Origin of the sequence: Kitasatospora sp. NPDC058162 (assembly GCF_042884005.1) — a bacterium.
Lineage (GTDB): Bacteria > Actinomycetota > Actinomycetes > Streptomycetales > Streptomycetaceae > Kitasatospora.
On record NZ_JBHVUS010000002.1, the window covers coordinates 402,711 to 424,579 of the forward strand.

The 21,869-nt window shown below is 73.1% G+C and carries 18 protein-coding genes; 14 read left to right on the forward strand and 4 right to left on the reverse strand.

Features of this window, described 5'->3' with window-relative positions; all coding sequences use genetic code 11:
- Positions 1–148 precede the first annotated feature (148 nt).
- The 4 genes from ACFVXG_RS05310 (at position 149) to ACFVXG_RS05325 (ending at position 4,397) form a co-directional block, all read left to right on the forward strand.
- Positions 149–1,402, forward strand: a complete 1,254-nt coding sequence (locus ACFVXG_RS05310) for a hypothetical protein (protein WP_387924516.1) — start codon at positions 149–151, stop codon at positions 1,400–1,402.
- Between the two features lie 141 nt (positions 1,403–1,543).
- Positions 1,544–2,230, forward strand: coding sequence for a hypothetical protein (locus ACFVXG_RS05315; RefSeq protein ID WP_387924517.1), 687 nt, complete (start codon positions 1,544–1,546; stop codon positions 2,228–2,230).
- Positions 2,231–2,599: 369 nt separating this feature from the next.
- Positions 2,600–3,397 carry an SGNH/GDSL hydrolase family protein gene (locus ACFVXG_RS05320; RefSeq protein WP_387924519.1) on the forward strand — a complete coding sequence of 266 codons (798 nt, stop codon included), beginning with the start codon at positions 2,600–2,602 and terminating at the stop codon, positions 3,395–3,397.
- 202 nt (positions 3,398–3,599) lie between these two features.
- On the forward strand, positions 3,600–4,397 hold the full coding sequence (locus ACFVXG_RS05325) for an SGNH/GDSL hydrolase family protein (RefSeq protein WP_387924521.1): 798 nt from the start codon (positions 3,600–3,602) through the stop codon (positions 4,395–4,397).
- Positions 4,398–4,517: 120 nt separating this feature from the next.
- On the opposite strand, the gene ACFVXG_RS05330 is transcribed toward ACFVXG_RS05325, so the two are convergent.
- Complete coding sequence (locus ACFVXG_RS05330; protein ID WP_387924523.1) at positions 4,518–5,435, reverse strand: nitroreductase/quinone reductase family protein; 918 nt, start codon at positions 5,433–5,435, stop codon at positions 4,518–4,520.
- A gap of 283 nt (positions 5,436–5,718) precedes the next feature.
- On the opposite strand from ACFVXG_RS05330, the gene ACFVXG_RS05335 reads away from it, so the two are divergent.
- The gene (locus ACFVXG_RS05335; RefSeq protein ID WP_387924525.1) at positions 5,719–6,099 is read left to right on the forward strand and encodes a hypothetical protein; all 381 of its coding nucleotides are present in this window, start codon (positions 5,719–5,721) and stop codon (positions 6,097–6,099) included.
- A 122-nt stretch (positions 6,100–6,221) separates the two neighbouring features.
- Here ACFVXG_RS05335 and ACFVXG_RS05340 read toward each other — a convergent pair whose 3' ends face one another.
- Entirely contained in the window at positions 6,222–7,343 is a 1,122-nt protein-coding gene (locus ACFVXG_RS05340; RefSeq protein WP_387924878.1) for a polysaccharide deacetylase family protein, read from the reverse strand.
- Positions 7,344–7,615: 272 nt separating this feature from the next.
- Complete coding sequence (locus ACFVXG_RS05345) at positions 7,616–9,445, reverse strand: AMP-dependent synthetase/ligase (protein WP_387924527.1); 1,830 nt, start codon at positions 9,443–9,445, stop codon at positions 7,616–7,618.
- Positions 9,446–10,067: 622 nt separating this feature from the next.
- Between ACFVXG_RS05345 and ACFVXG_RS05350 the strand changes: the two genes are divergently transcribed.
- The 5 genes from ACFVXG_RS05350 to ACFVXG_RS05370 all read left to right on the forward strand — a co-directional run bounded on the left by ACFVXG_RS05350 (position 10,068) and on the right by ACFVXG_RS05370 (position 16,469).
- A complete protein-coding gene (locus ACFVXG_RS05350) occupies positions 10,068–13,142 on the forward strand; it encodes a nitrate- and nitrite sensing domain-containing protein (protein WP_387924528.1) in 3,075 nt (1,024 codons plus the stop codon).
- Positions 13,139–13,558: a roadblock/LC7 domain-containing protein gene (locus tag ACFVXG_RS05355; protein ID WP_350504225.1), complete on the forward strand. Its 420-nt coding sequence runs from the start codon at positions 13,139–13,141 to the stop codon at positions 13,556–13,558. The genes ACFVXG_RS05350 and ACFVXG_RS05355 overlap by 4 nt, the downstream gene beginning before the upstream one ends.
- 134 nt (positions 13,559–13,692) lie before the next feature.
- Positions 13,693–14,148 (forward strand): DUF742 domain-containing protein, encoded by a 456-nt coding sequence (locus ACFVXG_RS05360; RefSeq protein WP_387924880.1) that lies wholly within the window; start codon positions 13,693–13,695, stop codon positions 14,146–14,148.
- Between the two features lie 133 nt (positions 14,149–14,281).
- Entirely contained in the window at positions 14,282–14,830 is a 549-nt protein-coding gene (locus ACFVXG_RS05365) for an ATP/GTP-binding protein (RefSeq protein ID WP_387924882.1), read from the forward strand.
- Positions 14,831–15,866: 1,036 nt separating this feature from the next.
- Complete coding sequence (locus tag ACFVXG_RS05370) at positions 15,867–16,469, forward strand: winged helix-turn-helix domain-containing protein (RefSeq protein ID WP_387924884.1); 603 nt, start codon at positions 15,867–15,869, stop codon at positions 16,467–16,469.
- A 156-nt stretch (positions 16,470–16,625) separates the two neighbouring features.
- Here the strand turns inward: ACFVXG_RS05370 and ACFVXG_RS05375 are convergent, their stop codons facing one another.
- Positions 16,626–17,408 carry an IclR family transcriptional regulator gene (locus tag ACFVXG_RS05375; protein WP_387924530.1) on the reverse strand — a complete coding sequence of 261 codons (783 nt, stop codon included), beginning with the start codon at positions 17,406–17,408 and terminating at the stop codon, positions 16,626–16,628.
- A 504-nt stretch (positions 17,409–17,912) separates the two neighbouring features.
- On the opposite strand from ACFVXG_RS05375, the gene ACFVXG_RS05380 reads away from it, so the two are divergent.
- From ACFVXG_RS05380 to ACFVXG_RS05395, 4 genes are all read left to right on the forward strand, one after another.
- Entirely contained in the window at positions 17,913–18,929 is a 1,017-nt protein-coding gene (locus tag ACFVXG_RS05380; RefSeq protein ID WP_387924532.1) for an ABC transporter substrate-binding protein, read from the forward strand.
- Positions 18,930–19,139: 210 nt separating this feature from the next.
- Positions 19,140–20,168 (forward strand): NrtA/SsuA/CpmA family ABC transporter substrate-binding protein, encoded by a 1,029-nt coding sequence (locus tag ACFVXG_RS05385; protein ID WP_387924534.1) that lies wholly within the window; start codon positions 19,140–19,142, stop codon positions 20,166–20,168.
- A complete protein-coding gene (locus ACFVXG_RS05390) occupies positions 20,165–21,031 on the forward strand; it encodes an ABC transporter permease (protein ID WP_387924536.1) in 867 nt (288 codons plus the stop codon). The genes ACFVXG_RS05385 and ACFVXG_RS05390 overlap by 4 nt, the downstream gene beginning before the upstream one ends.
- The gene (locus ACFVXG_RS05395; protein ID WP_387924538.1) at positions 21,028–21,834 is read left to right on the forward strand and encodes an ABC transporter ATP-binding protein; all 807 of its coding nucleotides are present in this window, start codon (positions 21,028–21,030) and stop codon (positions 21,832–21,834) included. The genes ACFVXG_RS05390 and ACFVXG_RS05395 overlap by 4 nt, the downstream gene beginning before the upstream one ends.
- The last annotated feature ends 35 nt before the right edge of the window (positions 21,835–21,869 follow it).

The following is a 21,869-nucleotide window of genomic DNA, read 5'->3' on the forward strand; positions in this document are numbered from 1 at the left end:
TGCCGCTCGGTAGGGGCAAATATTGCTCCTCGATAGGGTCGCGGACGCTGGTGTTCGATTACTCGGGGTGGATTGTCAGTGGCTCTGTGTATGTTCCGTGGCGTCGGCGACTCCGGAGGTCGGAGGCCGAACGGACGGGAGGAAACCCATGGCTGTGCGGGAGTCGGTGTACGAGGTGCTGGGCGTCGTGGTGGTGCGGAAGCGGCCGCTGCGGGAGCCGGGGGCGCTGCTGTTCGGCGGGCGCAGGCCCGGGTCGGGCGCCGGGGCGGGAAGCGGGCCCGGTCCGGGGGCCTGGTCCGGGTTCGGACGGGGGCCGGTCGGCGGTCCCGGCGGGGCGGTGCCGCCGGGAGGAGGTCGGCCGCCGGGCGCGCGGGCCGTCGGGTCGGGCGGCTCCGGTGCGCGCGGGCGGCGCGGCGGCCGGGCCCGAGGAGCGCCGCCGCAGCCGGTGGCGGTGGCACTGGCCGTCGAGGCGGAGGACTTCGCCGGGCTGGCGGAGTACGGGCTGTTCGGGGCGCTCGGGCACCAGGAGTACCTGGTGCGGGCGGAGGAGCAGCTCAGGGGCCTGTACGAGCAGGGGCTGGAGGTGCACCTGAGGGTGCTGGAGGCGGGTGACTTCGAGGACTACTGCGCCGCGCTCGGGCTCGACCCCCGGGCGCCGGCCGCCCGGGTCGCGTACGCGGGGGATCCCGAGCTGGCCGGGGAGCCCTTCGTCTACGCGGGGGAGCCGATCGGGGACCTGCTCCCGGTGCTGCTGGACGACCACCGGGCGCGGGTGCGGATGTCCCTCGCCTGCGCGTCGCTGCTCCACGCGGTCGGCGACGACCTGGCGGGCCAGCGGCGGATGGCGGCGGTGATGCGGTACGTGACCTCGGTCTACCTGGCGCTGGCCGAGGGCGCGGGCGAGGGCTGCCACCTGCTGACGCTGCGTTGCCACGGGCCGGAGGACGGCGAGCAGCTCACCTCGGCGGTGGACGTCTGCGTGGAGGCGGGGCGCCTGCTGCCCGCCGGGCGGGACGTGGAGGCGTTCTGCGTCACGCTCGCGGCCGGGGTGGCCTCCGGCGGGGAGGGGGCGCTGCTGCTGCACGGCGATCCCTCCGCGCCGCCGGGCCGGCCGGAGGACAGGTTCCCGGGCCGGGTGCCGGGCAGGTCGCCGGGCGAGTCGGCGTGGCCCGCGGGCGCCCTCCGGGGCACGTCCGCGGGCGGGGAGGGGTCCGGACCGCGGGTGCGGGGCTGGGCGCTGGCCGGCGGGCGGCTGCGGCCGATGACCGCGCACGAGGTGTTCGACGAGCTGGCCGACGACGCGGCGCGCGGGCTGGCCTTCCCGCCCGGCGTGGTCCCGCAGCCGGGGTTCCCGCTGCCGGGCTTCCCGGAGGCCGGGGGCGGGGGTGGGCCGCTGGGGTGATCAGGGCGTTCGTGGCCGACGCATCCACCATGCGGCGCTGGGGACTGTTCATCGACCGCCTGTTCGGGGAAGATCGGAGAAGATCAACAGCAGGAGCGCGCGGTACCCCACGCCGCCGCTCCGGTCGCTCCGCTCCGAACCGTGCTCCGCAGGTCCGGCGAGCCCGACAGCGAGAGGGGGGCGCGCGGCATGGGCCGGATCGAGTTCACGGCGGAGATCGCCGAGCTGCTCGGGAAGGTGCGCCGGCGTCCCACGGCGGGCTGGCCGTGGCGGCCGGGTGAGCAGGTGCCGGACGGACTGCCGGTGAAGCAGTCCTGGGGGTGGCTGTTCGCCCCGGACGGACGGGTGCTGACCCTGGTGAACCCCAAGGACGGCATCTGCTCGCTGCCCGGCGGTTCGCTGGAGCCGGAGGACGACGGCGACCCGGCGGCCGCCCTGGCCCGGGAGGCGGGGGAGGAGGCCCAGGCCGTGATCGGCCGGCCGTACTACCTCGGCTACCTGTACGACCGGGTCGGCTCCGCGAACGGCGGGCACGAGTGCGCCCGGGTCCGGATGGCGGCGGCGCTGCGGGCGGTCGGTCCGAGCGCGGCCGATCCGGCCTCGGGCCGGCACTACCGGCGACTGCTGGTCGCGCCGGGGCTCGCGGTCGAGCTGCTGGGCTGGGGCGAGCCCGGGCTGCGCCAGGCCCGGGCGGCGGTCGCCATGGCCACCCACTGGCTCGGCGTGCCGGCCGCCGCGAACGAGGCGATCGAGGAGCTTCCGGTCGAGGGCTGCACGGTCTTCCCCGGCCCCGTGTACCCGGGCGGCGGACGCGCCCCGGGGTACTGAGCCGCGCCCTCGGGGTGCTCAGCCGCGCCCTCGAAGGCCCTCGCGGGGGCGTCATCACCGGGAGGCTGCTGTCGGGGTGGCGGCGGCGGGGGTGGCAGCGGCTGGCAGCCGCCGCAGAACTGACGCACCGGCGGCCGCACGCTGACCTGTGGCTGACGCCGAGCTGACTTCTCGGAAGTTTTTTGTCTACACGCGATGACCGACGCGCGTCGACATACACCCGCACCCACCTGGGCTAACTCACGCTCTGTCGGGGCCAGTTCACTTCTGCGCTATCAGACTGCCCGTCAATGTCCTTGGCATGAGCGCTTCCGCGTCGGGCTACTGCCTGGTATCCCTTCTGTGACCCACGTCATATCAGGAGGTGCCATGCTCCGCCCTGCACGTGCTCTGTCCGTCGCCGCCATGGCGGCCGGTCTCGCCATGACGACGCTCTTCACGGCGTCAGCCGCCAACGCGGCGGGAGTCAACTACGTCGCCCTCGGTGACTCGTACTCGGCCGGTGTCGGTGCCGGCGGCTATCTGAGCGACAGCGGTAGCTGCAAGCGCAGCACCAATGCCTACGCGTACCTGTGGAAGAACGCGAACAAGCCCTCGTCCTTCTCCTTCGTGGCCTGTTCGGGGGCGAGAACCGGCGATGTGCTCAACAGTCAGATCTCCGCGCTGAACAGCGGCACCACGCTGGTCAGCCTGTCGATCGGCGGCAATGACGCGGGCTTCGCCGACACCATGAAGACCTGTGTGCTGGGCTCCGACAGCGACTGCCTCAACGCCGTCAACACGGCGAAGAGCTACGCGACCAACACCCTGCCCGGCCAGCTGGACCGGGTGTACTCCGCCATCCGGGCCAAGGCGCCGAAGGCCCACGTCGTGGTGATGGGCTACCCGCACCTGTACAAGGTCGGCGGCGACTGCCTCTTCGGCATCGGCGACACCAAGCGGGCCGCCATCAACGGCGCGGCGGACGCGCTGGACGGTGTGATCGCCAAGCGGGTCGCCAACGCGGGCTTCACCTTCGGCGACGTGCGCAGCGCCTTCGCCGAGCACGAGATCTGCGGTTCGCAGAGCACCTGGCTGCACAGCACCACCTTGCCGATCGACGAGAGCTACCACCCGAACTCGGCCGGCCAGGCCGGCGGCTACCTCCCGGTCTTCAGTCGCTCCTGAGTCGGCGGCCCCGGGTGTGGCGGTGCGCACCGGCGTGCGCACCGGCGCCCGTCCGTGACGGTCGGTGTGAACTCACGGCGCTGCCTGGGAAGTTCACTTCTTCGCTATCAGACGGTCCGTCAATGTCTTTGGCATGAACGCTTCCGTGTTCGATTACCGCTTGGTATCCCTTTCTGTGACCCGCGTCATACCTGGAGGTGCAATGCTCCGCCCTGCCCGTGCCCTCTCCGTCGCCGCGATAGCGGCCGTCCTCACCATGACGACGCTCTTCGCGGCCTCCGCCGCCAACGCGGCCGGCGTCAACTACGTCGCCCTGGGCGACTCGTACTCGGCCGGTGTCGGCGCCGGCAACTACCTTGGCGACAGCGGTAGCTGCAAGCGCAGCGCCAACGCGTACGCCTCGCTCTGGACGAACGCGAACTCCCCCGCCTCCTTCACCTTCGTCGCCTGTTCGGGGGCGAGAACCGGTGACATCCTCAACAGCCAGATCTCCGCGCTGAGCTCCGACACCACCCTGGTCAGCCTCTCGGTCGGCGGCAACGACGCCGGCTTCTCCAGCACCATGAAGACCTGCGTGCTGGGCTCCGACAGCGACTGCCTCAACGCCGTCAACACGGCCGAGAGCTACGCGACCAACACCCTGCCCGGCCAGCTGGACCAGGTGTACAACGCCATCCGCGCCAAGGCCCCGAACGCCCACGTCGTGGTGATGGGCTACCCGCACCTGTACCAGATCGGCGGCTTCTGCCTCTTCGGCATCGGTGACACCAAGCGTGCCGCCATCAACGAGGCCGCCGACACGCTCGACGGCGTCATCGCCAAGGAGGTCGCCAACGCCGGCTTCACCTTCGGCGACGTGCGTGACATCTTCGCCGGGCACGAGATCTGCGGCTCGCAGGACACCTGGCTGCACAGCACGACCCTGCCGATCGACGAGAGCTACCACCCGAACGACTCGGGCCAGGCCAACGGCTACCTCCCGGTCTTCAGCCAGTCCTGAGGTTCACCGCTCCACCGTCCCGTCGGGCTCCTGGCGTGACACCGGTGCCGCCGTCCCCTCCCATGGTTCGGGAGGGGACGGCGGCACCGCCGCGTCGGCTTCCGGCGTCAGCGCTTCGCGTCAGTGCTCTGCGCGTCGGTGTCCGGAGTTGGTGTCCGGTGTCCGGGCCGGCCGCGTCGGCGGGAAGGGGATCCCGGCGAGCGCGGGCAGCAGCTCCGCCTCCTCGAAGTCGAGGTGGGCCTCCAACTCGACGGACATGCGGTCCAGTTCGGACCTGAGCCGCTCCGGATCGGCGACCTCGATTCCGGCCAGCAGTGCCGTCAGCTCCTCCTTGATCCGTCCGATCGCCCGGTGCTGCTCACCGAGTCGCCGCAGCACCCCGGCGAGCTCGGGGTGGCTGCGCGCGAGGGCGGGGAAGACCGCGGAGTCCTCGCCGGTGTGGTGGTGCGTCAGCCCCTCGCAGAATGCCAGGCAGTGCTGGCGCAGTTGCAGCCCGAGCCCGGGTGGGCGGCCGGGGGTGTGGGCGTGGGCCTCCTCGCGGACGTGGCGCAGCTGGGCCCGCAGCCAGCTGTGCGCCTCCAGCAGCTTGTCGGCCAGGCTGCGCACCTCGCGGGGGTGGCCCGGCGGCGCCTCGGGCCGTTCCAGGGCGACCACCGGCAACTCCCGCTTGGTGTGGGCCTGGTAGTCGCCGTACCCGGGCGCCTTGCGGACGGCGGCGGCGAACAGCCGCTCCCGGCGGGGGCCTTCGGCGGGTACGGCGATGGCGTCGAAGGTCTCGGTGCCGAGCTCGACCCGGACCACAGGACGGGCCAGCAGGTTGCGGTACCACTGCGGGTGTTCCGGCGCGCCGGCCGCCGAGGCGACGACCAGGAGCAGCCCCTCGGACCGGACGTACCCGAGCGGCACGGTGTGCGGTCGGCCGGAGGACGCCCCGGTGGTGGTCAGCAACAGCAGGTCGCCGCCCTCGAACGGGCCGCCGACCCGGCCGCTGTTGGCGCGGAACTCATCGATGACATTCAGATTGAAGGACATGGGCATGGGTGTGTGGTGAAGTCTCCTGCGAGTGAGGGGAATCGCGGCCACACACGGCATCGCGCGACAACGGGCGGACACCGTGGTGACCGCCTGCGTCAGATCAGGGCAGCGGAGAAGGTACTCATCGCGCATCGTCCCTTTGCACATAAGGTGCTGGCTCGGCTGTCGGCCGGCCCACTACTCTGTGGCCGACGCCGCGCTGCACGGCCCCATTAGAGCCAGGGCGCGGGCGTCCTGTCAACGAGCATGATCACTATGAAGCGCACGGACGGGAGCGGACCCAGCGGTGGAGCACGTCGTCGACCTCGACCGGGCGGCCGCTCGGATCACCGCCCGGATCCCGCGCTGGCGCGACGCCGGCTTGATGGTTGCCCCGCTCACCTGGTGGGACCAACTCGCCCCCTGGTCCCAGCCGTTGGAGACGGATCGGACGCGGGTCGAGATCCCGGCGTCGGTCGGGCTCCAGCTCTCGGACCCGCGCACCGGCGCCGAACTGCACGTGGTTCTCTTCTGCGGCGGGTGGGCGGACGTGGACTATCTGGTCGCGGGCTGGGCGGACCGGGACGACGACGGGGGCGTGGGAACGTTCCCGGCGCAGGACATCACGTCGGCCGACGACTTCGAGGCTCGCCTGGTCGGCTGGACGGGCGAGGTGTTCGGGGGCTGAGCGCGGTGCGGACGGATAACGGCGAACGGATAACCGCGAACAGATGACAGCTAACAGATTTCATCATCTGAAATCTGTTAGCTGTCATCTGTCATTTGTTCGCTGCCGGGCCTGCTGTCGGGTCAGCGCAGGTAGTCGACCAGCCCGGCCGGCTTGAGGCCGGCGGCGTCGGCGGCGGCGAGGGCGCGCGGCAGGTCGGTGGCGAGGGTGTCGGTCCAGTGCATCAGGATCACGTCGCCCGGCTGGAGCAGCCCCGGGTGCCAGATGTTGGAGGCGCCCCAGCTGAAGTCGGCGTCGGCGGTCAGCACGGTGCGGATGCCGCAGTTCGCGGCGGCCTGCAGGGTGTCGGCGTTCCAGGAGAAGGACGGCGGGCGGAACACCACGGGCGCGGTGCCGAACAGCCGGGTCAGGGCGTCGCGCGCGTCGCAGATCTCGACCTGCTGCTGCTCCAGCGGCAGCTTGCTCAGGTCGGAGTGCGAGACGCTGTGGTCCTGCACGGAGGAGCCGGGTACGGCGGTGACCCGCTTGAAGAAGTCCGGGTCCATGCCGGCCGGCATCGGCAGCGGGAAGGCCGTGATCGGCAGGTGGTGGTCGGCGATGAAGCGCTCCGCCTCGGGGGTGCGCTGCCAGCCGTCGTCCACGGTGAAGAACACGACCTTGTCGGTGGTCGGGATCGAGCCGGCTGCCACCGCCGGGGCGGGTGCCGGGCCGTCGACCCGCACGTCGTCCACCGAGAACGGGCCCTGCTGGTACCAGCCGTGCACGTACAGCCGGATGCTGTGGGCGTTCGGGCCGGTGGTGAAGCGGGTGGTCAGCTGCTGCCAGCCGCCGGAGGTGGTCTCGGTCCAGGCGGGGGCGACGTCCCGGCCGGTGCCGGTGGCGCCCAGGTGGACGAACGTGCCGCGTACCCAGGCCGAGGCGGTGTAGGTGGTGTCGGGCTGGACGGCGACGGTCTGCGCGCACTCGCCGGTGGAGTCGTCGTTCGCGGGGGTGACGGTGAGCGCCGAGGTGCCGGAGTGTGCGGCGGTGGTGGTGACGGCCGCCTCGGCCGGGCCGCCGGTGCAGCTCCAGCCGGGGATGCTGCCCCAGTCGGCGAGGTTGGGGGAGGGCAGTTCGAACCCGGGGTTGGTGACCAGGTTGACGGTCGGGACGCCGGAGGTGCCCGTGGAGGCGGAGGCCGCCGGGACGGTGAACGCGGTGAGCAGGGCGACGGAAGCGGCCAGCGCGGACAGGCGCGTGGACATCGACACGTGAGGACTCCAGCAGGTGGGGGCACGCCCGTGGGGAGGGCGTGAACGCGGATCTGGACCGTGGAACCAGGGCGCTCCCGGAGGGGCGGGAGCGGGTGGTGCTGGTGCGCCGCACTCGGACCGAAGAGCAACAATGGACTGGACCAATCAGCCCGTCAAGGGAACGGCAGGTGAACCGCACGTCGAACAATCCATCTCTGAACGGGGCAAGACGGATAGTCAGGAAGCTTCTGGAGAACGGTGGTTCACGCACTCGTCGCGGCAGGTCAGGAGAGGTACAGCTCCTCGATGTCCGTCGAGTAGTACTCCGCGATCGCCGTCCGGCGCAGTTTGAGCGACGGCGTCAGCAGCCCCTGCTCCAGGCTGAACTCCCGCGGCAGCAGACGGAACGCACGGATCGACTCGGCCCGCGAGACCGCCGTGTTCGCGGCCGCCACCGCGCGCTGGATCTCGGTGTGCAGCTGCTCGTCCGCGAGCACCGCCCAGGCGTCCAGCTGTTCCCGTCCGTGGCTCTTCAACCAGTGCGCCAGTGCGGCCGGGTCGAGCGTGATCAGCGCGGCCACGTACGGTCGGTCGTCGCCCACCACCAGGCACTGGGAGACCAGCGGGTGCGCCTCGACCCGCTCCTCCAGTGCCGCCGGGGCGAGGTTCTTGCCGCTGCTGGTGACGATCAGGTCCTTCTTGCGGCCGGTGATGGTGAGGTAGCCGTCCTCGTCCAGCCGGCCCAGGTCGCCCGTCCCGAACCAGCCCTCGACCAGTGATTCCGCCGTGCACTGCGGGTGGTTGAGGTAACCGCCGAAGACCGAGCCGCCGCGCACCCAGACCTCGCCGTCGTCGGCGATGGCCACCGAGGCGCCCGGCACCGGCTGCCCGACGGTGCCGAGCTTCTGTCGACCGGCCGGGTTGGCGGTGATCGCGGCGCTGGTCTCGGTGAGGCCGTAGCCCTCGTAGAGCTGGAGCCCGGCGCCGGTGAAGAAGAGGCCCAACTCCCTTCGCAGCGTGGAGCCTCCGCACATCACGGTGCGCACCCGGCCGCCGAGCACGGCGCGGAGCCTCGGGTAGACCGCCCGTTCGTAGGCGAGGTGGCGCAGCCGCAGGGCCGCGCCGGGGCCGGGGCCGCGGCCGAAGGCCTTCTGCTCCCGGGCGGCCGCCCAGTCGACGGCCACCTGCCGGGCCTGCTCGAAGAGTTCGCCGCGTCCGGCCTCCTCGGCGGCGCGCCGGGCCCGTTGGAAGATCTTCTCGAAGACGTACGGGACGGCGTGCAGGAAGCTCGGACGGAAGCTCTCCAGGGCGGGCAGCAGGGCGTCGGTGGAGACTTCGGGGATGTGGCCGATCCGGAAGCCGCCGCGGATCGCCGCGATCTGCACCGCCCGTCCGTACACGTGCGCCAGCGGCAGGAACAGCAGGGTGGCGGGCTGGCCGCCACCGCCGGTGTCGCGGAGCACCTCGCCCCAGCCGGCGAGCAGCGAGTCGGCCTCGGCGGCCAGGTTGGCGTGGCTGATCAGGCAGCCCTTGGGGCGTCCGGTGGTGCCCGAGGTGTAGACGACGGTGGCGATGTTGCCGGCGGTGACGCCGAGCCGTTGGCGGTGCACCAGGGCGTCGGGGACGTCCCGGCCGTCCTCGGCGATCGCGGTGGCGCAGTCGCGGTCGAGTTGCCAGATCCCGGCCAGGTCGGGCAGGGCGTCGCAGACCGCGCCGACGGTCATCGCGGCGTCCTCGTCCTCGACCAGGCAGGCCACCGCCTGGGTCTCGGCGAGGATCCAGCGGACCTGCTCGGGCGCGGCGGTGGGGTAGACCGGGACGGTGATCGCGCCGATCGACCAGAGCGCGTAGTCGAACAGCGTCCACTCGTAACGGGTGCGGGACATCAGCGCCACCCGGTCGCCGTAGCGCACGCCGTGGGTCAGCAGGCCCTTGGCGAGGGCGAGGACCTCGTCCCGGAACTCCCGTGCGGTGACGTCCTGCCAGCCTCCGTCGCGGGTCCGCCGGGAGAGCTGCACCAGGTCGGGGAGGCGGTCGGCGGTGTCGTACAAGGAGTCGGCGAGTCCTCCGGTCGCCTCGGGCCCGGCCGGGGCGGGGGTGGTGAACTCGCGCACAGTCCTCCCCAGTTCGCGTCTCGCGGCGCTGTCCGCCGGCCCCGGCGCACGGATGCCGGGGTGGCGGCGCCCGGTCGCGCGGGGTGGAGCGAAACTATCGGATCGGCCTGTCACTGCCCAGGGTTGTGACGGTGACGCGACGAGATCGGCACCGTTCCGCACGAATGGTGTCGCAGTTGAGGAGGATTCGGGGAGGCGCCCCGGGCCGGCCGGGAGCCGGTCGGAGGTGTCCGGGAGGCCTCCGGAAGGCGCGTGCGGGGCGCTTCCGGATGGTGCCCGTGGAGTGCCTCCGCGAGGCGCCTGCGGAACGCCTCCGGAGAGCGCCCGCGGAATGCCTCCGGAGTGCCCGGCGCAGTGCCTGCCGACGGCTCGGGACGGGGCGGATCAGGGCTGCGCTCTGACGTGTCCGGGGCAAGGTGGAGAAGCGGAATGGTTCGACCCTCGAACGTGTGGTCAGGGCGTAGTAGAGTCTCGCAGACCTGTGACCGGGAGCCTTCCGCTGCTCCCTTCCCGGGCCTCCCCGCATACCGCCCGATCCGCCGTCCCGCCCCTGTCCCCAGTACCTCGAAAGCCCCCCGAACCGCTCCCCGTCCGCGCCTGGCACTTCCCGACCGAGGACTCCATGCGTCTGCGCAGCAGCTCGATCCGCGCGAAGATCATCGCGCTGCTCCTGGTGCCCATCGTCGCGCTCATCGCCCTGTGGGCGTACGCGACGCTCGCCGCCACCGGGGATGCCTGGAGTCAGTTGGCGATCAGCCGTACGTACAAGGACTACGGGACGGCGGTGGACCAGTACACGAGCGATCTGCAGAACGAGCGCCGCGCCGCGGTCCAGCACCTGGCCGACCCGAACTCGCCGGTCGCCCGGGACGGCTTCGAGCACGCGAAGGCGGCCACCGACCGCAGCCTCGCCGTGCTCCGGCAGAAGAAGGACAGCGCCGGGGACCGGCTCTCCGCCGCCCAGCGCGCCCGCCTGGTGCAGATCATCGCCGCCGCCGACCAACTCGGCCCGCTCCGCGCCCAGGTCGGCCGGCTGGCGCTCAACTGGGAGTTCGCACTCGGCCAGTACAGCGACCTGGTCCGGCCGGTGTTCGGCTTCCGGTCCGCCTACGTCGCCCGGCAGAGCGGCCAACTCCCGCGCCAGGGGACCATCCTGATCGAGCTGGTACGCGCCCGCGAGTACCTGACGCAGGAGGACGCGGCGATGGAGGGCCTGCGCACCGGCGCGGCCCGGCCCACCGCCGAGCAGTACCAGACCGCGCTGGACGCCCTGCACAACCAGCAGGCCCTGTTCACCGTCTACATCGCCGAGCTCGAACCCGCCGACCAGGCCGACTACATCGCGCTGCGCGGCGGCGAGGCCTGGGGAGCGCTGGCCCGCGCCGAGGCGGACTTCGTCGGCGCCGGCGGCCCCGACCGGGTGGTCCAGGCGCTCAACGGCGACAACTGGCGGGAGACCGCCGACCGCTCGCTCGGCGACCTCTCCTCGATCAACTCCCGGATCGCCGCCGGGCTGGACGACCGAGGACGCTCCGCCGCGATCGCGGCGCTGTGGCGCGGCGGCATCGCCGGCGCCATCGGCCTGGTCGCCGTCGTGCTGTCGGTGCTGATCTCGTTCCGGATCGGGCGCGGGCTGGCCCGCGAGCTGATCAACCTGCGCAACGCGGCCAACGAACTCGCCAGCACCCGGCTGCCGTCCGTCATGCTGCGGCTGCGCCGCGGCGAGCCGGTGGACGTCGCCGTCGAAGCGCCCGAACTGCGCTTCGGCCAGGCCGAGATCGGGCAGGTCGGCCAGGCCATCAACGCGGTCCAGCGGGCCGCCGTCGAGGCCGCCGTCGAACAGGCCGAGCTGCGCCGCGGCGTCGCGGCGGTCTTCGTCAACCTGGCCCGGCGCAGCCAGGTGCTGCTGCACCGCCAGCTCACCCTGCTCGACACCATGGAGCGCCGCACCGAGGACCCGGCGGAGCTGGCGGACCTCTTCAAGGTCGACCACCTCACCACCCGCATGCGCCGGCACGCCGAAGGCCTGATCATCCTGGCCGGGGGTTCACCCGGACGCGCCTGGCGCAAGCCGGTGCGGATGGTGGACGTGGTCCGCGCGGCGGTCGGCGAGGTCGAGGACTACGCCCGGGTCATCGTCCGGCCCTTCCCCGGCACCGGCCTGCTGGGCAGCGCCGTCGCCGACGTGACCCACCTCCTCGCCGAACTGGTCGAGAACGCCGCGGTGTTCTCCCCGCCGACCACCCAAGTCACCGTCCAGGGCGAGGTGGTGGCACACGGCTTCGCGCTGGAGATCGACGACCGCGGACTCGGGCTGAGCGAACAGCTGCTCGCCGAGATCAACGAACGCATCACCGTGGAGCAGGAGTTCGACCTCGCCGATACCGACCGGCTGGGGCTGTTCGTGGTCAGCCGGCTCGCCCGGCGGCACGGCATCCGGGTCCACCTGCGGCCGTCCCCGTACGGGGGGACGACGGCGGTGGTGCTGATCCCGCGCGAACTGCTGGCGGAGGCGCCGGACGGGCTGCCCGAACCGCCCGCCGCCGGGGCCGGTGGGGCCGCCGGGGCCGGCGGAGGACGACGGCCGGTGGGCCGGGCAGCCGGGCGTTCGGCCGGGCGGCGCGACCTGGTCGCGGTGCCCGACAACGCGTCCGACGGCGCCGCGGGCCGGTTCACGGGCACTGCTTCGACAACGGCTTCGGGTCTGTCTTCGGGCACGTCCTCCGGTACGTCCTCGGGCACGTCCGCCGGCTCGGCGCCTGCCGAGGGTACGGGCGGGCGGCACCGGGGGACCGGCGGTCCGCGGCCGTCCGTGCCTGAGGTGGGGCGCACCGCCAACGGGCTGCCGCGCCGGGCGGCGCGGACCAAGAGCGGGCCGGTGCTGGTGCCCGCGCCGGGGCCGGACGTCGAGGGCGGGCCGGGGACGGGACGGCACCGGCGGGACGCGGCGGACGCGGCAGCGGCCGGGGCGGCCGGCGCCGCGGTGGACGGCACCCTCGTGGACGCCGGTCCGGCAGACGCCATTCCTGTGGACGCCGTTCCGGCGGACACCGCGCCCCGGACGCCGGGCGGGCTGCCCCGACGGGTCCGGCAGGCGAACCTCGCGCCGCAGCTCAAGGAGCAGGCGAAGGACCGGCTCCGCGGGGAGTCCGGGGTCGGGGCTGGGGCCGGGATGTGGACCGGGCAGTCAGCGGTGGAGGGCACCGGGGCGCGGGAGGCCGGCGAGGCCGCGGAGGTCCGGGAGCGTTCGCCGGAGGAGGCCAGGGCCACCTTCGCCTCGTTCCAGCGCGGCTTCACCCGCGGCCGCGGGGCGACCGTCCCGACAGACCGTACGGACCGTACGGACCGTACGGCCCAGCCGGGCGACCGGCCCGTCGCTGTACCGCTCTGGCAGCCGCCGGACCCGTCCCGGCGGGCGATCGCCCCGGCGCCCGCCCCCGCGGCGCTGCCCGCACCCGCGCCCGGGGACGCCGCCCGGGCGCCGCTCGCCCGCCGGATCCCGCCGGGCCAGCCGGTGCGGCGGAACCCTGCGGCCGTCCCGGCCGTACCACCAGTGGAACCCTCAGCACCCGTAGCACCGGCAGGACCCGCAACACCCGCAGGGCCCGTAGGACCAGTAGCACCCGCTACACACGCAGGACCCGCAGCATCCGCAGTGCCCGCATCACCCGCTCCAGCGGAAGGAACTGATTCATGACCACTTCGACGCAGCCGTCCGGGGACCTCAACTGGCTCCTGGACGACCTGGTGGGCCGGGTCGCGGCCCTGCGACACGCGGTGATCCTCTCCAGCGACGGGCTGGCCACCGGTGCCTCGCGCGACCTCGAGCGTGAGGACGCCGAGCACCTCGCCGCCGTCGCGGCCGGGTTCCACAGCCTGGCCAAGGGCGCCGGCGGACACTTCAAGGTCGGCGGGGTCCGGCAGACCATGGTGGAGCTGGACGAGGCGTTCCTGTTCATCACGGCCGCGGGCGACGGCAGTTGTCTGGCCGTGCTGAGCGAGGCCGAGGCGGACATCGGCCAGATCGCCTACGAGATGGCCCTGCTGGTCAAGCGGGTCGGCGAGCACATGGCTGCCGAGCCGCGCACCGAAACCGCCGCGCCGAGGGGCTGAGCGGGTCGATGGCGGATCCGAAGGCGGACGGCTCGACGGCATCGGAAGGCCAGACGGCACCGGACGGCGCGGAGTCGAACGGCGCGGAGCCGGGCGGCGCCGTGTCAAACGGCGCGGGGTTGGACGGCGCGGGGTTGGACGGCGCGGCACCGGAGCAGGACGCCCCGGACGGACCCGAGGTCGACCTGTTCCGACCGCGTACCCCGGTCGACGACCGGTGGTTCGACGACGAGGCCGGGCCGGTGGTGCGGCTCTACTCGATGACCCGGGGCCGCACCCGGCCGGTCGAGGAGGGGCTGTTCGACCTGATCTCGCTGGTCACCGCCAAGGAGCCCGGCCCGGACGCGGGGGCCGTGCCCGCGCACGTCCTCGACCCGGAGCACCAGACCCTGCTGGCCTGGTGCCGCCACGAGCCGCTGTCCGTCGCCGAGCTCGGCTCCTACACCGACCTGCCGGTCAGCGTGGTGCGCGTCCTGCTCGGCGACCTCTACGACGCCGACCTGATCAGCGTCACCCGACCCGTTCCGCTCGCCGAGCTCCCGGACGAGCGCCTGCTGCGAGACGTGATCAATGGACTCCGTGCGCTCTGACCCCACCCAGCCGAGCACTCCGCAGGGCACCCCGCCGAGCGCTGCTCCGAGCGGTCCTCCGACGTCGAGCGATCCGGCGGGGCAGGGCGGGGGCGCCAACGACCCGCACTGGCGCGGCGGTCCGGCCGTCGCGGTGAAGATCCTGGTGGCGGGTGGGTTCGGCGCGGGAAAGACCACCCTGGTCGGCTCGGTCAGCGAGATCCGGCCGCTGCGCACCGAGGAGGAGCTCAGCGAACTGGGCCGCCCGGTGGACGACACCTCGGGCGTGGAGGCCAAGCGGACCACCACGGTCGCGATGGACTTCGGCCGGATCGACCTGCGGCCCGGCCTCGCGCTCTACCTGTTCGGGACGCCCGGGCAGGACCGTTTCTGGTTCGTCTGGGACGAGTTGGCGCGCGGCGCGCTCGGCGCCGTGGTGCTCGCGGACACCCGGCGGCTGGCCGACTGCTTCCCCTCGGTGGACTTCTTCGAGCAGCGCGGCATCCCGTTCCTGGTCGCGGTCAACTGCTTCGACGGCACCGAGCGCTTCGCCCCGGAGGAGGTCCGGGACGCGCTGGACCTCGACCCGGGGATCCCGGTGGTGCTGTGCGACGCCCGGCTGCGGGAGGACGGCAGGGAGCTGCTCGTGGCCCTGGTCGAGCACGCCGCCGCGCTCCGCCACCGGGCCGCCGCCCGGACCTGAGGCTCCGTGGGATCGCTCCTGGTCAGGGGCGCTTCGTACACCCGACGTCTCATTCGGCGGTCCACATGCCGGACAGGCGGTGTGCGGAAGGTTGCCTAGACAGGCTCCGGCGTGGAAGGCTCTGTGGACGAAAGCCGTCCCGGCGCGCACCGAACCACGGGTGCGTGGCCGCGCGGGCAACGGAGCGCGACGAGGCAGGACGAAGGGGGAGGGCAGCAGGGATGACCGTCGGCCAGCGACGCATCACCGCCGTGCCCGGCCCCGTCATGCCGGTGCTCACCGTTCGCCGCTACATCGACCACGCGCTGATCTGCAGCGCCTGTTGTCGCTGACCGCCTCGTCCCACCCCGGTACGTCCCCGGCACCCCAGGCCCGCACCCGGCCGCCGTCCGACGCACCACCGACCCCGTCGACCAGGCCGTAGCGGACCGCCCGTCAGGAGCGCCCGCGGCCGACCGATCCGGCCCCGCCTCGCGGAGAGACCACCAGTGAACATCGTCTGCCCCAGCAATCCCCCCGGCATCGCCGGCCGTTCCCGTCCGCCCGGGCCGGCTCCCGCGATGTGCGCGGGTCCGCGGACCGGACGGTGGAACGGCCGTGCCGACCGCGCCGACCGCACCACGGACGGGCGACGGGGTCGTTTCGACCTCGAACCGTTCTGGCCGTCGCGGCAGCCGTACCTGTTCGATCAGACGTGTCCGGGCTCGCCCAGCGCGTCCCGGCGCTCCGCCCGCTGAACCCGGTCCACCCGGTCCAGCCCCGGCAGTACGCCCGGTCGACGCGCAGACGACTCCACCCCGTCCGTCACGCGCGAAATGAGCGGCACACCATGTCTTCCTCCTCCACGGCCACCCTGCCCCTGCCCACCGCGACCCCGCACCTGCGCGCGGTCCGCTCCGTTCCTCCCGTCTCCGCCGTCCCCTCGACCATTCCGGCCGGCATCCCGCCCGTCTCCGGAGTTCCCTTCGTCCAGCCGACTTCCCCGGGGGCCGGCGCGAACGGCCCGGTCGGGTCGATCGGGTCGCTCCGGCCGGGCGTGGGCCCGGTCATCGGCCCGCAGTCCGGTGTGGTCGCACCGGCGGCGCCCGCCTCGCTGCTCGCCGCACTGCCGGAGGGGGCTGCCGTCGTCGCCGCCCTGCCGCAGGGCGTGCTGCCGCAGGGGCTGCTCGCCCAGTACAGCGCGCAGACCGGCGCGGCCGCGGGCCACCCGATGGTCGGGTACCTGGTGCTGGTGCCGGCCGAGAACCCGGCCGCCGCGCCGGTCGGCCTGCCCGGGCACGCCGCACCCGGTGCGGTGCCGGGAGCACTGCCGGGCGCCGCACCGGCCGCCGTCCGGCCGGTCCGGCCCGCCGGGCGCGGCATCGCGGTCGACGCCGAGCGGCGCAACGCCTACGTCGACGGGCGGCTGCTCGACCTCACGTACCTGGAGTTCGAGCTGCTGGCCCACCTCACCGAGCACCCGCAGCGGGTGCACACCCGGGACCACCTGGTCTCGGCGGTCTGGGGCTACGGCCACGTCGGGGACGGCCGCACGGTCGACGTGCACGTCGCCCGACTGCGCCGCAAGCTCGGCCCCGCCTACCGGGACTCGATCGTGACGGTGCGCCGGGTCGGGTACAAGTACACGCCGGTCAGCTGAGCAACCGGCCGACTGGTCGGCCGGCTGACCGGCTGACCGTAGGAGCGAGGGGCCGACGCCAAGTCGGCCTTCACCGCAGCGGGTTGTCCGTTCCTCTAGTGAACGGGCGGCCCGCTGCGGCGCTTTGGCGTCGCACCGACCGTACGGGTGCTTCGGTCAGGCCCGTTGGTCGGGCGGCAGCAGGAGGACGGAGAGGGCGTCGGCGCAGGTCCGGGCATGGGCCAGGAAACGGTCCAGCCGGTCGTCGGTGAGGTGCGCCGGGGTCGAGCGGACCGCGAGCGCGAACCTGGCCTGGCCCGCGGCGTCCAGGACGGGCACCGCGACCGTCCGCACCCCGGCGGCCGACTCGCCGTCGTTGAGCGCGTGACCGGCGGCTCGCACCCTCGCCAACTCCTCCTCCAGGAGGGCCGGTTCGGTGATCGTACGGTCGGTGAAGGAGGTCAGCGGGCCGAGTGCGGACACCGCCGACTCGCCCGCGCGCGGCCAGGCGAGCAGCACCTTGCCGAGCGCCGTGGAGTGCAGCGGCCGGCGCAGGCCGAGACCGGTGTCCGGGCGGACCGAGCCGCCGACCAGGATCACCGCGTGCTGGCCGCTGCGGATCGCCAGGTCGGCGGTCGTCCCGGTGCGCCGGGACAGCAGCTCCAACTCGGGCCCGGCCAGGTGCAGTCCGCGCTGGTGGAAGGTGAGTTGGCCGAGCTCGGCGACCGCCGGACCGAGCCGGTAGCGGGCCGTCTGCTCGTCCTGTTCCAGGAACCCGGCGCTGACCAGCGTGCGGGCCAGCCGGTGCGCCGTGGAGACCGAGAGGTCCATCCGGCGGGCCAGGTCCGAGGCGCTGAGATCGGGGCCGTTGTCGTGGAAGCAGTGCAGCAGCCCGAGTGCGCGCTGAACGGCCTGCGCACCGGCCGGGGGGCTCTGGACGGCGGTGGCGGCCTCGGGCATGACACCTCGCGTTCGGTTCGTGACTCCGGGCGGACCGCCGGAGGGAGTCTCAGCGTAGGGCAGCCAGTGCTGCGGCCATGTGTCAACGACGTTGCAATGGAATGGCGTTGATGAACAGCTGATCCCACCATGTGGCAAAGGCTTGCTTCCGGCTCGGCCGCCGTGGAACGCTCCTCGCATCGCGCCGCCCGGCTCCTCGGTACGGGCGGCGCGCCATCCCGCCACGCCACTCGCGGCGCGCTCGTGCGCTGCGACGCGTGGATCCCCGTGCGCCGGAACAGGAAGGAGCAGCGCCGTGCCGTCCCACCGGTGTCTCCCTCCTCGTCTCTGTTGTCGCTGAGGCTGCGCAACTTCCCTGCCTTCCCGCTCACTTGCTCACTGTTTCTTCGCGCTCCGTGACCTGAGTCCAGCGCCCCGAGCGCCGCATCCCGTCGTGGGATGCCGGCGTACTCGATCCCCGATGCCTCCGACCACCGTCGGAGCCCCCGAAGAGGACCCCGTCTCGTGCCCAGTCGTTCGCCGAGTTCCCCCGCAGTCCCCGACACCCTCTGGTTCACCCGCTGCCCGGTGCCCACCGCGACCGGGATCGCCGCCGACCAGGGCTGGCTCGCCCGCGAGTTCGCCGCCGACGGGATCGCCGTCCGCTCGCTCCAGGACGCCCCGCCGGAGGTGGCCGCCGACCACCACTACACCCACGCGCTCACCGGGCTCTTCCGTGAGGGCGGCAACGTCCCCGCGCTGTGGGCCCGTTCGCGGGGTGAGGCGACCCGGCTGATCGGGCTGACCTGGATCGAGGAGCGCCAGGTCGTCCTCGTCCGGGCCGGGAGCGGCGTCTGTGAGCCCGGGCAGCTGCGCGGGCTGAGGCTGGCGATTCCACATCATGGGATCGGCATCGACTTCTGGCGGGCTATGGCCCTGGCCGGCTTCCGGGGTGCCCTGGCGCTCGCCGGTCTCGGGCTGGACGACGCCGAGCTGGTCGACGTTCCGGCCATCCCGGGGGGCGGGCAGTGGTCCGCCGAACTGTCCGCATTGCGGGACGGGGTGGTGGACGCGGTGTACGTGAAGGGGGCGTTGGCCGTCGAGGCGGCCCGCCGGTTCGGCGCGGAGGTGGCGGTGGAGCTGGACGACGCGCCGGACCGCCGGGTGCGGGTCAACAACGGGACGCCCCGGCCGGTCACCGTCCATCAGCGGCTGCTCGACGAGCATCCGGAGCTGGTGGCCCGCTTCCTGGCGGTCCTGCTGGAGGCCGCCGACTGGGCCGCTGGGCGTCCGGAGGAGGTGGCCCGGATCCTCCGGGCCGAGACCGGAGCGGGTGCCGAGGGTGTCGCGGGGGCCTATGCGGCGGGCAGTCATCGGACCCTGCAGCTGGACCTGTCGGAGGAGCGTCTGGAGCTGCTCGCCCAGCAGGAACGTTTCCTCGCTGGGCAGGGCTTCCTCGCCGCGCCGGTGGACGTCCACGCGTGGGCCGACCCGGAGCCGCTCCGCGCCGCCCGGGAGCTGCTGCGCGAGCGGCGGCGGTGAGGGGCGGCGGTGAGGGGCGGACGGGCGTGACCGGCTGACCAACCGGTCGTTCCTCCCGTCGTTCGTCCGGCTGTCCCGCACGGCAGGCCGCCGGTCCCGGCGCCCGGCGCCCGGCGAACAACTTTCAACGAACAGATTTCAGCAAACAGATTTCAGCGAACAACTTTCGAAAGTTGTCAGTTGTCATCTGTCACCCGTTTTGGAGACCCCGTGAACACCGCCCGCCTCGCCCTCGCCGCCACCGCGCTGCTCGCCTCCACCGCCCTGGCCGCCTGCGGCTCGTCCGCCGACGGAGGCAGCACCTCCGCCGCCGGCGGGGCCGGTGGCAAGGCCGACATCGTGCTTCGCCTGCCCGACCCGGGGAACAACGGGTTCCTCGCCCGCGGAAAGAAGGACGGCTCGCTGGACCAGGCCCTGTCGGCCGTCCACGCCAAGGTCGCCTGGACCGGTAGCGCCGGCCCCTTCGCCCCCGCCGCGCAGGCCCTCTCCGCCGACCAACTCGATGTCGCCCAGGGCTCGATCACCTCGGCCGTCGCCGCGCTCGCCCAGAAGCCCGGCTTCAAGCTGTTCGCCCAGACCGCCCCCGACGGCGTCGGCGAGGGGATCCTGGTCAAGAACGACTCTCCCATCAAGACCGTGCAGGACCTGGTCGGCAAGAAGGTCGCCGTCTCCCAGGGCGGCACCAGCGAGTACCTCCTGCTCAAGGCACTGGAGAAGAACGGCGTCCCGGCCGAACAGGTCCAGCGGGTCTACCTGCGCGCCGACCAGACCTCCGGGGTCTTCAACTCCGGTCAGGTGGACGCCTGGGCCACCTGGAACACCTTCTCCACACCCACGATCGCCAACGCGGGCGCGCACTTCCTGGTCGACGGCAGGGCGATCGGCTCCGACAACTACGCGGTCTGGGCGGTGCGCAACGGCTTCGCCGACAAGCACCCCGAGGTGGTCAAGGCCTTCTACGCCTACCTGCGCGACAGCGGTGCGAAGGAGAAGGCCGATCCGGCCGCCTACCTCAACGTCTTCACCGACTCCGGCCCGACCGCCGTCACCCCGGCCGAGAAGGACGTCGCGGTGAACGTCAGTCGGCAGGCGGCCACGGCCGGCGGCATCTCGGAGGCCGACACAGCGCGCTTCGGCACCGTCGCCCGGTTCTTCGCCGACCAGAAGGTCACCAAGCAGCTGGTCGACGTCAAGCCGTACCTGATCGACATCGACGCGTTCGGGGGCGGCGCCAAGTGACCTCCCTCGCAACGGAACAGGCCCCCGAGGAGACCCGGGCCGCCCTGGCCGCAGGCCTGGTGACCCCGCGCGCCCAGCTTCGGCGGCCCCGCCCCCGCCTGCTCGCCGTGCTGCTGCGCACGCTCGGTCCGCTGGCCCTGCTCGGCGCCTGGGCGCTCGCCTCCGCCACCGGCGCCCTCACCCAGGACGTGCTTGCCTCGCCTGCCCAGGTCGCCGAAGCGGTCGGTGAGTTGTGGGGCAACGGCCAGCTGGACGACGCCCTCACCGTCTCGCTCACCCGGGCCGGGCTCGGACTGCTCCTCGGCGCCACCACGGGCCTGGTGCTCGGTGTGGTCACCGGGTTCACCCGGCTCGGCGAGGAGTTGCTCGACTCCGCGATCCAAGTCCTCCGCACCGTACCGTTCCTGGCGCTCGTCCCGCTCTTCATGGTCTGGTTTGGCATCACCGAGACGGCCAAGGTCGCCCTGATCGGAGTGGCGACCAGCTTCCCGATGTACGTCTCGGCCTCCGGCGGGGTCCGCAACACCGACCGCAAGCTGGTCGAGGCGATGCGCAGCTTCGGCCTGGGCCGCTGGGCGATCGTACGGACGGTCGTCCTGCCCGGGGCGCTGCCCTCGCTGCTCTCCGGGTTGCGGCTCTCCATGACGCTCAGCGTGATCGCCCTGATCGCCGCCGAGGAGATCAACTCCACCGAAGGCATCGGATACTTGATGGCCCAGGCGCAGAACTACTCGCGCACGGACGTCCTCGCCGTCTGCATCCTGATCTACGGGCTGCTCGGCCTCGCCGCCGACGGCATCGTCCGGATCCTGGAACGACTGCTGATGCCCTGGCGCCCGGCCGTCCGAGGAGTCGCCCGATGACCGTCTCCACCACCCCGGTCCCCACCACCCCGGTCCCCACCACCCTGGCCCCCACCGTGAACGCCACCGCGGCCGCCGTCCCCGTCGGCGCCGAGGCCTCCGAAGCGGCGACCCCCGCCGTCCATCTGCGCGGTCTGCGCCGGGTGTTCGGTACCCGGGCCGTCCTCGACGGCGTCGACCTCTCCATCGCCCGGGGCGAGTTCGTCGCCCTGCTCGGCGCCAGCGGCACCGGCAAGACGACCCTGCTGCGCATCCTCGGGGCGCTGGACCAGGCCGACGGGGGCACCGTGCTCGTGCCGCCGGTCCGTACGGTGGTCTTCCAGGAGCCCCGACTCGTCCCGTCCAAGCGAGTGTTGGCCAATGTCACGGTCGGCCTGCCGCGCGGCGCGGCGACCCGGGAGACCGGACTGAAGGCGCTCGCCGAAGTGGGCCTGGAGCGGCATGCCGAGGCCTGGCCGGCCACCCTCTCCGGCGGCGAGGCGCAGCGCGTCGCGCTCGCCAGGGCGCTCGTCCGCGAGCCCCAACTCCTCCTCCTGGACGAACCGTTCGCCGCCCTGGACGCCCTGACCCGATTGCGGATGCAGGACCTGGTCGGCGACCTGGTCCGCCGCCACCGCCCGGCCGTGCTGCTGGTCACCCATGACGTGGACGAGGCGGTGCGGCTCGCCGACCGCGTCGCCGTGCTGCGCGACGGCCTGCTGGTCCGGGACGAGGTCGTCGGCGTCGATCGCCCGCGCGACCCCGCCGACCCGGCCTTCGCCGAACTGCGCCACCGACTGCTCGCCGACCTCGGCGTCCACTGAACGGCGCCACGTAACCCCGCGCAGCCCCGCAGGGC

Bases quoted from the DNA above. Each gene is read 5' to 3' on its own strand.
- ACFVXG_RS05310 (WP_387924516.1), top strand. From the start codon at position 149: ATGGCTGTGCGGGAGTCGGTGTACGAGGTGCTGGGCGTCGTGGTGGTG.
- ACFVXG_RS05320 (WP_387924519.1), top strand. From the start codon at position 2,600: ATGCTCCGCCCTGCACGTGCTCTGTCCGTCGCCGCCATGGCGGCCGGT.
- ACFVXG_RS05325 (WP_387924521.1), top strand. From the start codon at position 3,600: ATGCTCCGCCCTGCCCGTGCCCTCTCCGTCGCCGCGATAGCGGCCGTC.
- ACFVXG_RS05330 (WP_387924523.1), bottom strand. From the start codon at position 5,435: ATGCCCATGTCCTTCAATCTGAATGTCATCGATGAGTTCCGCGCCAAC.
- ACFVXG_RS05340 (WP_387924878.1), bottom strand. From the start codon at position 7,343: ATGTCCACGCGCCTGTCCGCGCTGGCCGCTTCCGTCGCCCTGCTCACC.
- ACFVXG_RS05350 (WP_387924528.1), top strand. From the start codon at position 10,068: ATGCGTCTGCGCAGCAGCTCGATCCGCGCGAAGATCATCGCGCTGCTC.
- ACFVXG_RS05355 (WP_350504225.1), top strand. From the start codon at position 13,139: ATGACCACTTCGACGCAGCCGTCCGGGGACCTCAACTGGCTCCTGGAC.
- ACFVXG_RS05375 (WP_387924530.1), bottom strand. From the start codon at position 17,408: ATGCCCGAGGCCGCCACCGCCGTCCAGAGCCCCCCGGCCGGTGCGCAG.
- ACFVXG_RS05395 (WP_387924538.1), top strand. From the start codon at position 21,028: ATGACCGTCTCCACCACCCCGGTCCCCACCACCCCGGTCCCCACCACC.